Here is a 14,360-nt window from a genome sequence, read left to right on the forward strand (position 1 = left end):
GGCCCGGCGGCCCGGTGCAGGACAGGGCACGGCGGCCCTCGGGCAGGGACCCGCGCGGCTCGCCGTCGGGGCAGGACAGCACGCAGCGCAGAACTGACGGGAGGCGGCCGTCGGGGGCAGGGCAGCGCACAGACGGGAGGCGGCCGTCGGGCTCAGTGAAGGATCCGGGACGGGCCTCTGGGTTCCCGTCCCGGATCGCGTCCGTACCGCCGCACTCACCGTTGCAGCGCGAGCTCCTCCTCGTCGGCGAGCGACTGTGGCCCGTTCGGCGGCTCCGCCGTCGGCCGGGACAGCCGACTCGGCCACCAGATCCGCCGACCGATCAGCAGGGTGAGGGCGGGCACCAGGACCGACCGCACCAGCAGGGCGTCGAGGAGCACGCCGAAGGCGACGAGGAATCCGACCTCGATCAGCATCACCAGTGGAAGTGTGGTGAGGACCGCGAAGGTGGCCGCCAGGACCAGGCCTGCCGAGGTGATGACGCCACCGGTGGCGGAGAGGGCTTTGAGCATGCCCTCTCTGGTGCCGAGACGCACGGTCTCCTCCCGGGCCCGGCTGGCCAGGAAGATGTTGTAGTCGACACCGAGTGCCACCAGGAACAGGAATGCCAGCAGCGGCACCGAGTAGTCGATCCCCTTGAACCCGAGGATCGTGTCGAAGATGAACACGCTGCCGCCGAAGGCCGCGGCGAATGAGACGATCACGGTGGCCATCAGGACCAGCGGGGCCACGATCGCGCGCAGCAGCAGCCCGAGGACGAGCAGGACGACGGCGAGCACCAGCGGGATCACCAACTTCTCGTCACGGCTGGTGGTCACCTCGGTGTCGAGGTTCTCCGCACTCGGCCCGCCGACGATCGCCTCCGCCCCGCTCACGGCGTGCACGGCGGTGCGTACCCGCTTGATCGTGTCGTATTCCGCGGCGGTGTCCGGCGCATCGGCCGGGAAGACGGAGATGTCGGCCCAGCCTCCGCTGGTCTGACCCGGCGTGGCCATGGCCACGCCGGGAGTGCCCTTGACGACGTCGAGCACCCGATCCTGGTACGCGGGCCGCGTGAAGATCGTCATCGGCTGGCCGCCGAGCTCCGGGAAGTGCCGGCGGAGGACGGTGAAGCCGGTGACCGACTCCGGCGCGGACAGGAACTGGTCCTGCTCCCGCAGGGCGCCGGTGTTGCCGGTCAGCCCGATGGCAAGCACGCCGAGGACTCCGAACGAGCCGAGCGTCGCGACCCACCGGCGGCGGCTGATGGTGGCGCCGAGCCGTCCCCACAGCCCCGGCTTGTCCTCTACGGCCGTGCTGAACCGCGGGATGGCCGGCCAGAAGACCCGCCTGCCGAGCACGACGAGCACCGCGGGGAACAGGGTGAGCATGGCGACCAGCGCGCACAGGATGCCGGCCGCACCGATGGGGCCCAGCCCGCTGGTGCTGTTCAGGTCCGCGACGAGCAGGCAGAGCAGGCCGGCGACCACGGTGGCCGCGGACGCGACGATGGCCGGCGCCGCGCCGCGCAGCGCGTGGACCATCGCGACCCGGACGTTCTCGTGGTGGTGCAGTGTCTCGCGATATCGAGCGATGAGCAGCAGCGCGTAGTCCGTGCCGACGCCGAACACCAGGATCGTCAGCAGCGCCGAGTTCTGGTCGTTGACCACGATGCCGAAGCCCTTGACGAGCAGGTAGACGGTCGCCATCGCGGTCAGTGCGGCCGCGCCGACGACCACGAGCGGGATGAACCACAACACCGGGCTGCGGTAGGTGAGGATGAGCAGGACCGTGACCACGACGACGGTGGTGAGGAAGACCTGCAGGTCGATGCCGTCGAACACGGCGTCCATGTCGCCGTCGACCGCGGCCGGGCCGGTCACGTCGAGTTCCAGGCCGGCGGGGCGGTCCTTCGCGGCGTCACGCAACGGGCCGACGACGGCCTCCGGGGCGCCGTAGGTCGTACTCACGTCGAGGGTGAACATCATCGCCCTGCCGTCGGCGGAGAGTCTCGCCGATGGGCCCTCGTCGTCCTCGCCCGCCGCCGCCTTCGGCGGGTACCGCTGGGCAAGGGTGTCGTAGTGGCGCTCGACCGTCGCGCGGTCGGCGTCGGTCAGGCCGCCGGCGCGGTGGTACACGAAGACGAACGTGTTGTCCTCACCGCCGGGGAGACTGTCCTCCAGCGCCGCCACCTTGGTGGACTCGGCATCGGCCGGCAGGGTGTCGACGGCTCTGTCGGTGGTCACCGAACTCAACTTTCCACTCAGCGGCACCATGACCGCCGCCAGCGCCATCCACAAGCCGATCACCAACCACGGCACCCACCGGCCTGCCAGCCGACCGGGCGGCGCTTCCGGGGACGGCGCTGCGTTGACTGACATCAATAGCCTCCTACATACGAGTTGCATCGCTTGTCCGAGGCCGAATTCGTACCGAGCGAATCTGAGACGACCATTAATACGGTGCTCAGGCTGGTTTACCGATTCAGGTGCGCGCACGCTGCGGCGTGGAGGTCCAGCCGGGCGGGCAAGGGCGCGCCGCGGGTCCACCTCAGGAGACGTGCTCCCGGACGCCGGCATTCGCGGACAGGACCGATCGGGAGTGGTACCGCGGTACCGGCCCTTTCACTCCGATGACGACCGCGGTACGACGAAACGGGTCGGAATCGGGCCTAGCTTTCGAGCTATGACGAAACCTCAAAGGCCACTGTGGAAACTCGGGGCGGGCGCCACGGCACTGGTGATGGCGTTCGCTGTCGCCGCCTGCGGGTCGGACGCCGGCAGGAGTGCGGCGCCCGCCGAGACCGGCTCGCACAGCGCGCACACGGGCGGGTCGTCAGCTGCACCGCGGCCACTGCGCGCCGGCGAGCGGTTCGTCGACCTGAAGATGGCCGAGGCCTACACGCCCGCACCGCCACAGGGCGGCGGCACGGACGAGTACCGGTGCCAGATGATCGATCCGGGCCTGACCAAGGCGGCGTTCCTGACCGGGACCCGGTTCATGCCGGAGAACGTCGCCATCGCGCACCACGCCATCGTGTATGCGGTGCCGCCGGGCGGCGCTGCCGCGGTGCGCGAGCAGGACGCGAAGACCCCCGGCCTCGGCTGGCAGTGTTTCGGCGGGACCGGCGTGAAGGGCGCCGAGGTCGAAGAGGGAGAAGCCGCGTGGGTGGACACCTGGGCGCCGGGCGCCACGGAGGCGCTGCTCACCCAGGACGCCGGCCACAAGCTTGAGCCGGGCAGCCTGCTCGTCCTCCAGATCCACTACAACCTGCTCGCGACCGACGGCAAGCCAGCCGGGCCGGACCGCTCGGCGGTGCGACTGCGGCTGACGGAGGGCACGCCGAAGACCCGGGAGCTCGAGACGTGGCCGCTCGACGCGCCCACCGATCTGCCGTGCGCCGCCGACGAGACGGGTCCGCTCTGTGACCGGGCGACCTCGATCGCGGACGTGACGAAGCGGTTCGGGACGGATGTCGGCGAAATGGCGGACCGTCAGGTGGAGGAGTGCGGCCAGAGCGCGCCGAAGCCCGGCCCCACCCAGACCTGCGACCACAAGGTGGAGGCGCCGATGACGCTGTACGCCGGTTTCGCCCACATGCACATGCTCGGGCGGGCCATGAAGGTCGAACTGAACCCGGGCACGCCGAACGCCAGGGTCGTGCTGGACGTGCCGCAGTTCGACTTCGACAACCAGCGGCTGGTGCAGCTGCCGTCGCCGGTGGAGATCGGTCCGGGAGACACGCTGCGGGTGACCTGCGAGCACGATGCGCTGCTGCGTAAACAGGTGCCCCAGCTGCGCAAGCTGCCGCCGCGTTACGTGGTGTGGGGCGACGGCACCAGCGACGAGATGTGCATCGGCATCATGACGGTCTCCCCTCGCGAGTCCTGACGAAGCGTCGAACGTGGGTGAGCTGATGACTACGGTCGCGCTCTCGACCACGCACCCGACGAGGTGCTAGACCGGCCGGGCGAGTCTCAGGTCGTAGGCGAGGATCACGGCCTGGATCCGGTCCCGCGCGCCGATCTTGGCGAGGACCCGCCCGACGTGGGTCTTCACCGTCGACTCCGACAGCGTGAACCGTTGCGCGATCTCGCCGTTGGTGAGGCCGTGGCCGATGGCGACGAAGACCTCGCGCTCCCGGCCGGTCAGGAAGTCCAGCCGGGGATCCTCCCGCACGGGCCCGCAGAGGTCGTCGTCGAGCCGGTCGGCGAACGCGTCGAGCAGCCGACGAGTCAGCGCCGGCGCGATCACCGCGTCCCCGGCGGCGACGGCCCGGATGCCGGCGAGCAACTCCTCCGGGCGGATGTCCTTGAGCAGGAAGCCGCTCGCCCCGGCCCGCAGCGCGGCGAACGCGTACCGCTCCACGTCGAACGTCGTCAGCACCAGGATCCGCGAGCGCCCACCGGCTGCGACGACGCGCCGGGTGGCCTCGATCCCGTCGACGCCCGGCATGCGGATGTCCATCAGCACCACGTCGGGACGCAGCTCGGTGATCCGCCGAACGGCCTCGCCGCCGTTCGCGGCCTCGCCGACGATCTCGGTGTCGGGGGTGCTCTCCAGCAGCATGCGAACCCCGAGGCGCTGCATCGGCTGGGCGTCCACCACGAGCACAGAGATCATGGATGGCCGCCTTCCGGGGTCGCGTGGACGGTTCAGCCGCAGTCCGGTGCGGGGCCGACGGTGCCCCCTTCATACCGAGCGAACCTGAAGCGACCGTTAGAACGGCGCTCGGGCACCGTCGGCCATCACACTGCGGCAAGTTACCGAACCGTTACACACTGAACTCTTGCTGGACATCCGGGGGGTAGCCCTAATTTGTATAGGCAATCAACAAATATCGATGCGTGGGTTGTGGCACGAGACCGCTGTCCACCCAGGACAAGGAGAGGCACGTGCCCCGTCCACGCCGTGTTCACCCCGGAAGACGCCTGCTCACCGCTGCTCTGCTCACGTGCGCCCTGCTGGCGTCCGTCCTCAGTGGCGCCCCCGCCCAGGCCGCCCCAGCGAGCCCGCAGCCCGCGGCGGAGCGGGCCGCGGCCGCCGCGGAGCCGTACTCCGTCCTGGTCTTCTCCAAGACCGCCGCCTTCCGGCACGACACCATCCCGGCCGGCATCGCCGCCATCAGGCAACTCGGCACCGACAACGGCTTCACCGTCGACGCCACCGAGGACAGTGCCGCCTTCACCGACGCCAACCTGGCCAAGTACCGGGCGGTGATCTGGCTCTCCACCACCGGCGACGTCCTGGACCCCGGCCAGCAGGCTGCCTTCGAGCGCTACATCCAGGCCGGCGGCGGGTACGCCGGCATCCACGCCGCCTCCGACACCGAGTACAACTGGCCCTGGTACGGCGAACTGGTCGGCGCGTATTTCGCCAGCCACCCCGCCAACCAGCAGGCGACCGTGAAGGTGGAGGACCACGCCCACCCGTCCACGGCCGGGCTGCCGGAACGCTGGTCGCGTTTCGACGAGTGGTACAACTTCCGGTCCAACCCCCGCGGTGACGTGCACGTGCTGGCCAGCCTCGACGAGACCAGCTACACCCCGGGCGCCGGTGCGATGGGTGCCGACCACCCGACCGCGTGGTGCCAGGACTACGACGGCGGACGGGCCTGGTACACCGGCGGCGGCCACACGACCGAGTCGTACACCGATCCGGCGTTCCTCGCCCACCTGCTGGGCGGCATCCAGACCGCGGCCGGGCAGCTGGACGCCGACTGCGGCGCCTCGCTGACCAAGAGCTTCGAGAAGATCACGCTGGACAGCAACACCAGCAACCCCATGGAGCTGGACATCGCCGACGACGGCCGGGTGTTCTACGTCGAGCGCGACGGCCGGGTACGGATCGTCAAGCCCGCCACCAACACCACGGTGACCGCGGTCGACCTGGACGTCTTCACCGGCAACGAGGACGGCCTGATCGGGATCCGGCTCGACCCGGACTTCGCCGACAACGGCTGGGTCTACCTCTACTACGCCCGCAACGACGGCGTGGCCCGTAACCTGCTGTCCCGGTTCACCGTCGTCGGCGACACCATCGACACGGCCACCGAGAAGGTCGTCCTGCAGGTCGACACCCAGCGCAACACCTGCTGCCACGCCGGCGGGAGCATGACCTTCGACAGCGCCGGCAACCTCTACCTGGCCACCGGCGACAACACCAACCCGTTCGAGTCGGACGCGTTCACTCCGATCGACGAGCGTGCCGGCCGGCAGGACTACGACGCCCAGCGCAGCGCCGGCAACACCAACGACCTGCGCGGCAAGGTGCTGCGGATCCACCCGGAGGACGACGGCTCGTACACCGTCCCGGCGGGGAACCTGTTCCCGACGGGCACCGCGCGGACCCGCCCGGAGATCTACGCGATGGGCTTCCGCAACCCGTTCCGCATCGGCGTCGACCCGGCCACGAACGTCCTGTACGTCGCCGACTACGGGCCGGACGCCAGCACGACCAATCCCAACCGCGGTCCGGAGGGGACCGTGGAGTGGAACATCGTCGCCGCCCCGGGCAACTTCGGCTGGCCGTACTGCATCGGCGCGAACTACGCGTACAACGACTACCAGTTCCCGTCCGGCCCGAGCGGGGCGAAATTCGACTGCGCGGCGCCGGTGAACAACTCGCCCAACAACACCGGCCTCACCACGCTGCCGCCGGCCGTCAGCGCCACCGTCGACTACGACTACGGCGGCAACCCGCGCTTCCCGGAGATCGGCGGCGGTGGCGCCCCGATGGGCGGCCCGGTCTACCGCTACGACGCCGACTCGAACTCCACGCGCAAGTGGCCCGCCTACTACGACGGCAAGGCGCTGCTCGGCGAGTGGAACCAGTCGAAGATGTACACCATGCAGGTGACCGCCGACGGCCGGTCCCTGGTCGACATCAACCAGTTGCTGACCGGGATGAAGTTCATCCGCCCGATGGACTTCGAGTTCGGCCCGGACGGCGCGATGTACATGATCGAGTGGGGCACGGGCTTCGGCGGCAACAACGACGACTCCGGCGTCTACCGGATCGACTACATCGCCGGCGAGCGGGCACCGATCGCCGCGGCCGCCGCCACCCCGACCTCCGGACAGGCGCCGTTGACCGTACGGTTCTCCAGCGCTGGATCCCGCGATCCCGACGGTGGCGCGCTGACCTACGCGTGGACGTTCGGCGACGGCGCGACCTCGGCCGAGGCCAACCCCACCCACACCTACGCGACGGCGGGCGACTACACCGCGCAGCTGACCGTCACCAACCCCAAGGGGCGCAGCGCGGTCGCGAACGTCCCGGTGACGGTCGGCAACACCACCCCGACGGTGACCATCGAGTTCCCGCCGGACGGCGGCTTCTTCGAATGGGGTGACCAGGTCCGGTACACGATCAAGGTCACCGACCCGGAGGACGGCGAGATCGACTGCGACCGGGTGCGGTTGCAGGTGCTGCTCGGCCACGACGAGCACGCCCACCCGCTGGAGCAGCACACCGGCTGCACCGGCACCGTGCAGACCTCACTCGCCTCGGGGCACGGCGCGGAGGCCGACGTCTTCGCGGTCTTCGAGGCCACCTACACCGATGACGGCGGCTCGGGCGGCGCCGGCCCGCTCACCGGCCGGGCGATCGAGCAGTTGCAGCCCAAACGCAAGCAGGCCGAGTACTACACCGCCACCGGCCGGGTGCCCGGCGGCACCGGCGGCGGTCAACCGGGCGTGACCCGGGAGAACGGCAGCGACCCGGCCGGCGGCGGGCAGAACATCACCGCCATCGAGGACGGCGACTGGTGGTCGCTGGACCCGGCCAGCCTGACCGGCATCGAGTCGATCCGCTTCCGGGTCGCGTCGGCTGCCGCCGGCGGCCGCATCGAGGTGCGCGCCGACGCCGCCGACGGCCCGCTGGTCGCCACGGCCGCGGTACCGAACACCGGCGGCGGGCAGACCTGGGCCGACGTCACCGCGCCGGTCACCGGCACCAACGCCGGCTCCCTGTTCTTCGTCGCCCGGGGCCCGGCCGGCGGGACGGGGGCGCTGTTCAATGTGAACTGGCTCGACTTCCTGGGCCGGGGCGTCACCGAGAACGCACCACCGAAGGTCAGCGCGGTCGCGACACCGGCCACCGGCACCGCGCCGGTCACCGTCGCCTTCGACGGCACGGCCACCGACACCGAGGGCGACACCCCGCTGACGTACGCCTGGGACTTCGGCGACGGAGGTACGGCGACCACCCTGGACGCCGGCCACACGTACCGGGTGCCGGGCACGTTCACCGCCACTCTGACCGTCACCGACAGTCGCGGCGCCCGCTCGTACGCCAATGTCCCGGTCAAGGTCGAGGCACCGAACACCTCCTGTTTCGGGGCGCGCTCGGACGACTTCCTCGGCAGCGCGCTGGACCGCGACCGCTGGACGGTGGTGCGGGAGAACCAGCTCTACTCGGTCGCCGACGGGACACTGCGGCTGCCCACCGGCGTCGGTGATCTCTACGGCACCCGCAACGACGCCACCAACCTCGTCCTGCAGCCCGCACCCGGCGGCGCCTGGCAGGCCACGACCAAGGTCACCGTGCCGATCACCGCGACCTACCAGCAGGCCGGTCTGATCGTGTACGGCGACGACGACAACTACGCCAAGCTCGACCTGCTCTACAACGGGGCGCGCACGGTCGAGTTCATCCGGGAGACCGCCGCGAGTCCCCGCAACGAGAGCGGCGACAGCACCGCGGCGCCCACCGGCGACGTGACCTACCTGCGGCTGACCAGTGACGGGACGAACCTGACCGCGGAAGCCTCCGCCGACGGCCGGACATTCACCCCCGTCGGCCGGTCCGCCGCCCTGGCCGGCATCGAGAACCCGCGCATCGGGGTCTTCGCCCTCAACGGTGGCACCACCGCGCCGGTGGTGGACGCGACGTTCGACTGGTTCCAGTTCACGCCGGACGCCCCGGCGGAACCGGTCACTCCGTCGGACGAGTTCGCCGGCGCCGCGCTGGACAAGTGCCGGTGGAACGCGATCGTCCGGGAGGACCCGGCGACCTACCGGGTCGCCGACGGGGCGCTGCGCATCGACGTGCCCAACGGCGACATCTACACCGCCAACAACACCGGGCCGACGAACTTCGTCCTGCAGACGGCGCCGGCCGGCGACTGGACCGTGCAGACGAAGGTCGACGGCAGCCTGCTGAACGAGCAGTACCAGCAGGCCGGACTTCTCGTGTACGGCGACGACGACAACTACGTCAAGCTGGACTTCGTCGCCGACAACACCGCGGGCCAGCCGGTCAGCCGACGGATCGAGTTCCGCAGCGAGATCGGCGCCGCGGTGCAGGACCCACAACCGCAGGCCGGCAGTCTGACCTCGGCGGTGTGGCATCTGCGGCTGGCCCGGGCCGGCAACACCTACACCGCCGCGTACTCGGCCGACGGCACGGAATGGACGACGTTCGCACCGCTGACCAACGCCGCCGTCGGGGCGATCCCGAAGGTGGGGCTGTACAGCCTCGGCGCCGCCCAGACCGCCTCGAAGACCGTCGCTTTCGACTACTTCCGGATCAGTGCCGAGAACGCCGACACCACCGCACCGGTGACCAGCGCCAAGGTGTCCGGCACCCCGGTCGAGGGCTGGCACACCGGAAACGTCACGGTCACCCTGACCGCGGCCGACGAGACCGGTGGCAGTGGGGTGGCGGGCACCGAATACCAGCTCGACGGCGCCACCGCCTGGACCGCGTACACCGCCGGTGTGCCGGTCAGTGGTGACGGCACCCATGAGGTGCGGTTCCGCTCGACCGACTCGGCCGGCAACGTGGAGCAGGCGAAATCGGTCACGATCAGGATCGACGGTACGGCTCCGGTCACCTCGGCCCAGTTCGCGCCGGCCAACGACAACGGCTGGCACGACGGCACCGTCCCGGTGGTACTGAAGTCGGTAGATGCCGGTTCCGGGGTGGGACTGCTGGAGTGGTCGCTGGACGGTGGCACCTGGACGCCGTACACCGCACCGGTCGACGTGACCGAGGACGGCACACACGAGCTGCTCTACCGGGCCAAGGACAAGGCAGGTAACGCCGAGACGCTCAAGTCGGCGGTCGTACGGATCGACGGCACCAAGCCGACCCTGCTGGTCTCCGGGCTGGCCAACGGCCAGCTGTACGGCGACAGCCAGGACATCCGCACCTCGTGGCAGGCGGTCGACCCCACCTCCGGCATCAGGACCACCACCGGCACGCTCAACGGGAAGCCGTACACCAGCGGTTCCCTCCAGGCGCTGTACGAGCTGCCACTCGGCCTGCACGAGCTGACCGTGACCGCGACCGACAAGGCGGACAACAGCACCTCGACGACGGTCAGGTTCTTCGTCACCACCTCGTTCCGGGACATGCAGAACCTGCTGGACCGGTTCAAGGCGACCGGACGGCTCTCCACCAAGGCACATCGGCAGCTGTCCACCAGGCTGGACACGATCCGGGCCTCGGAGGCGGCCGGCGAGGACGAGCGGGCAGTGCGGCAGCTGGCCACCTTCCGGACGCTCGTCAACGACGCAGCCCTCGTCGCCGACACCGACGTGCGCGACACCCTGCTCCGCGACGCCGACGCGATGATCGAGCGGCTCGGTGGCACGGCGAGCCGAGCCGGGGCCAAGGCGAACGACGGCAAGCCCCTGACCCGCACCGGCCGACTAGCCGAGGACCCCACCCGGATCTCCCCGGGCCGCGGGCTCTGACGACAACGGCCCCGTCCCGTCACCAGGCGGGACGGGGCCTCCCGGTGCAGGAGGGAACACCTTGATGCGTCGTACCCGTGGAGCAGCCGCCGTCCTGGCCGGCCTGTTACTGGCACTCCTGCCGGCCGTCGGCCCGGCGTGGGCGCACAACGGAAGACTCAAACTGGAGGTCGCGGGCGACGGCGCCGTCGGCGTCACCGTGCAGGCCCGCCACGCCGACGGGCACCAGCTGGAAACGCTGGTCCGGCTGGCACTCACCGCCACCGGCCCCGACGGACAGGCTGTCGGACCGGTGCAACTGGAACCGGCCGGCGAGGGCCAGGGCTTCTACGCCACCGGTCCGATCCTGACCCCCGGAAAGTGGAAGGTGACGGTCCGTGCCCCGGCACCACACACCAGCGAGGTGACCGTCGAAGTCCAGGCCAGAGCGGCCCAGTCGGCTCCGGCGCAGGTCTCCGCGGCGAAGCCGGGCGAGTCACCGCAGACCACACTCTCGTCGTGGTGGAGGCCGGTCGTGCTCGGCGTCCTCACCGTCCTGGCGCTCGTCGCGGTGGTGTGGCCGATAGTGCGCAGGCGCAAAGCCCGGCAGAGCGCCGGCAACCCGTAACCCCCTGGACGACCACTGTTGCGACATGGTGGTGCTCACGACGGGAGCAGCACGAATCAACCTCAGGAGAGGTCGGCCGCCGCCCACCATCGCCCGCGTCACACCAGCGGTGCGAATGGAGAGCCTGCCTCAACCGACACGGCCGCACACCGACAACCGGCACTCTCGTCACCCTGCAGAACCAGGACCGGTCTGAACGCCCCCGTTCTCGAAGAACGGGGCATGCGACCGGGCAACATCACTTCGCGTACGGGCGGCGCCATCCTCGTCGCGGTGCTGGCCGCCGTCGGGCTGCACGCGCCCGCGGCGGCCCGCTGACACCGTCGCGCCGACGATCAGGCGACATCGGCCTGACCGCCGGCAACAGCACCGTCACCCTGCAGCCCGTCGTCTCCGACGATGCCGCGGTCATCCGCATGCAACTCAGGGCCAACGCGACGATCGTGGCGACCTCGCGAATCGCCCCGTTCACGCTGACCTGGGACACCCGCGCTCATCGTTTCCGGCCGTTGATATGACGGCCGACTTGGGCCGACGTGGGGAAATGCTGGTGCGGGCCGACGGGAAGCCGATCCGCACCAGCATTCAGCCGCGCGCTACGACGAGCAGCGCGCCGACCATGATCACGCCGAAGACTACGATCGCCAGCGGCGTCGGGACGGCACCGAAGGCGGATGCGGTCAGGATGCCGGCTGCCGAACCCGCCGGCGACTTTCAGCGCGGTCTTGTGGACTTCCGCCGGTGCTCGGCGTCGCGCTGGCCCGGTCCGGACTGGTGACCACACGGTGTCGCTGTGGTCCAGGAGAGATTCGCGAACAGTACAGATGGGACCTTCCTGCCCGTGCTGAGGCGCGGGCCCGGATCGTGCTGTCGGCCCGAACGGCGCCGGTAAGACCACGACGCATCTGGTGGCGCGGACTCACGGACACCGGGGCGGCCTCGGGCGTGCCGACCGGTGCCGGCGCCGCGATGGCCGCGGTGCTGGTCACGGTGTTCGGGCCGCCGCTGTCCGGCTGGCAGACCGGGCTGCTCGCGCAGCCGGCCGTGTGGACGGTGCCGCTCGCGCTCACGGCGATGGTGGCGGGCTCGCTGCTGACCCGCGGCCGTGTGCCCGCGGACGTGGGCGCGACGATGCCGGCGGATGCACGCCCCGGGCGTCACGTTAAAGAAACTTTAAGGAACGCTTGCTCAGCGTCATGAACTGCTGCCACATCATTGCTCGTATTTCTCGGCACAAGCAGTACCGAAACGAAGAGGAGCCGTGCATGTATCGACGCGGAGTCAGCGGCCGGACGCGCAAGCTGGTTGTTGGAGGTGCCGCCGCAGCGCTGCTCGGCTCGGCGCTCGCGGTCGGCACGGGGATGAGCCAGGCCACCGTCCAACCCGGGGGCAACGCGGGCCAGGGCAACGCCGGAGCCAGCTCCGGTAACACCAACGCTTTGGTGCCGGCGCTGGGTTTCAGCCCGGGCAATCCGAACGCGACGGCCGACCGCGTGGGCCCTACCGGCGTAAAGGTTCCCGGTCGCTGCCCACCCACTCAAGCCCAAGTGAACGCGCAGGTAGCGCTCAAGAATGCGAGCCTTCCGAGTGGAACGGACCTTGAAAGCCGCATCCAACGTTTCGAGAAAACCCTGTCGGCGATTCAAGACTTGAAATGCCCCGCATCCTCCACGACTTTGCTGGGCCGCTTGAATTCCTTGACCGCGCTGCGCGCAAACGCGAACCGCGATAACATCCTGCGCGGTTTGGGGTTGAACGAAACGCCAGCGGATCAAGCCGCCGCAGGATCCGGTGGCGCGGCCGCGAGTGGAGCGACGGGGAACGCCGGAGCCAGCTCCGGTAACATCAACGCTTTGGTGCCGGCGCTGGGTTTCAGCCCGGGCAATCCGGACGCGACGGCCGACCGCGTGGGCCCTACCGGCGTAAAGGTTCCCGGTCGCTGCCCACCCACTCAAGCCCAAGTGAACGCGCAGGTAGCGCTCAAGAATGCGAGCCTTCCGAGTGGAACGGACCTTGAAAGCCGCATCCAACGTTTTGAAAAAACTCTGTCGGCGATTCAAGACTTGAAATGCCCCGCATCCTCCACGACTTTGCTGGGCCGCTTGAATTCCTTGACAGCGCTGCGCGCAAACGCGAACCGCGATAACATCCTGCGCGGTTTGGGGCTGAACGAAACGCCAGCGGGATAAAGTCGCGAAACGCGCCAGCGAAACAAGCGGCTCGCTGAGCGGCGCCGCGGACAACGGCAACCTGATCCTTCGCGGATCCTGATCCACCACACGGAACCGCCTCGCCGGAGGCCCCCGAACCACGGGGAGTCTCCGGCGCGTCCGTGTATGGGCCATGCGCACGGTGATCTTCGGCTACTTCGGCACGCTGACCGACCCCGGCGCTGAGGGGTATAGCGAGCCCGTCGCGCACCGCCTCGGCGGCTGCCGGCCACCGTTCTAGGAGGCACTGGCCGGGAGCTTCGGCGAGCGCACCATCGGGGTCCACCGCGGGACGGAGAGCACGCCGAGGGCGGATGGCCGCCAGCGGGGACGACTACTGGCCGCCTCTGGGGCGGAACGGATTGGCCATTGACAGTGACCGCCGCCGGACTGCGTACGGCGCCATACGGCGCTCCTCGGCACGGGTCCTGACCACTTCGCAAAGCAGGTTGTGGTCACGGCAGCAATGACAGGAGTCGTCACCGCTGCAGAGGCCATGGAAGCCCGTCAGCGCTGTTGAACGCCGCTCGACATTCCGGTCAGCAAGCTTCTTCGAAGGAGGTCTCTTCGAGAGAAGAGGCGCTGCTCCCAATCTGCTCCCACAAGCATGACAAAAAGCTCGGCCTTGTGGATCACAAGACCGAGCGTTTTCACAGCTAGGAATACCCGCGGGCGATACTGGGATCGAACCAGTGACCTCTCCGGTGTGAACGTAGTCCGATCGAGCCACTGACCAGTATGAACACGGCCTTAGCCTGCTCAGCCGCAGTTGCCCGGCGCTACTAAACGCGGTTCGGCGCTGTTCGACGCTGCTGAATTCAACCCCGCCTGCTCCCCATACGATCGACGGTTTTGGGAGCA

General features: G+C 69.6%; 7 protein-coding genes and 1 pseudogene. 6 read left to right on the top strand and 2 right to left on the bottom strand.

Going from position 1 to position 14,360, the window contains the following annotated elements; genetic code table 11:
• Positions 1-215: 215 nt before the first annotated feature.
• The gene (locus ACQPZW_RS40625) at positions 216-2,225 is read right to left on the bottom strand and encodes an MMPL family transporter (protein ID WP_433791363.1); all 2,010 of its coding nucleotides are present in this window, start codon (positions 2,223-2,225) and stop codon (positions 216-218) included.
• A 439-nt stretch (positions 2,226-2,664) separates the two neighbouring features.
• On the opposite strand from ACQPZW_RS40625, the gene ACQPZW_RS40630 reads away from it, so the two are divergent.
• Complete coding sequence (locus ACQPZW_RS40630; protein WP_433791364.1) at positions 2,665-3,870, top strand: monooxygenase; 1,206 nt, start codon at positions 2,665-2,667, stop codon at positions 3,868-3,870.
• Positions 3,871-3,936: 66 nt separating this feature from the next.
• On the opposite strand, the gene ACQPZW_RS40635 is transcribed toward ACQPZW_RS40630, so the two are convergent.
• Positions 3,937-4,602, bottom strand: coding sequence for a response regulator (locus ACQPZW_RS40635; RefSeq protein ID WP_433791365.1), 666 nt, complete (start codon positions 4,600-4,602; stop codon positions 3,937-3,939).
• 272 nt (positions 4,603-4,874) lie between these two features.
• Here ACQPZW_RS40635 and ACQPZW_RS40640 point away from each other — a divergent pair, with 272 nt between their 5' ends.
• The 5 genes and pseudogenes from ACQPZW_RS40640 (at position 4,875) to ACQPZW_RS40660 (ending at position 13,478) form a co-directional block, all read left to right on the top strand.
• On the top strand, positions 4,875-10,682 hold the full coding sequence (locus ACQPZW_RS40640; RefSeq protein ID WP_433791366.1) for a ThuA domain-containing protein: 5,808 nt from the start codon (positions 4,875-4,877) through the stop codon (positions 10,680-10,682).
• A 64-nt stretch (positions 10,683-10,746) separates the two neighbouring features.
• Positions 10,747-11,289, top strand: coding sequence for a hypothetical protein (locus tag ACQPZW_RS40645; RefSeq protein ID WP_433791367.1), 543 nt, complete (start codon positions 10,747-10,749; stop codon positions 11,287-11,289).
• A gap of 544 nt (positions 11,290-11,833) precedes the next feature.
• Positions 11,834-12,067 (top strand): hypothetical protein, encoded by a 234-nt coding sequence (locus ACQPZW_RS40650; RefSeq protein ID WP_433791368.1) that lies wholly within the window; start codon positions 11,834-11,836, stop codon positions 12,065-12,067.
• A gap of 122 nt (positions 12,068-12,189) precedes the next feature.
• Positions 12,190-12,466: pseudogene (locus ACQPZW_RS40655) on the top strand (cation acetate symporter); the annotation flags it as partial.
• Positions 12,467-12,473: 7 nt separating this feature from the next.
• The gene (locus ACQPZW_RS40660; protein WP_433791369.1) at positions 12,474-13,478 is read left to right on the top strand and encodes a hypothetical protein; all 1,005 of its coding nucleotides are present in this window, start codon (positions 12,474-12,476) and stop codon (positions 13,476-13,478) included.
• Positions 13,479-14,360 lie beyond the last annotated feature (882 nt).

Source organism: Actinoplanes sp. CA-252034 (assembly GCF_050956125.1).
GTDB lineage: Bacteria > Actinomycetota > Actinomycetes > Mycobacteriales > Micromonosporaceae > Actinoplanes.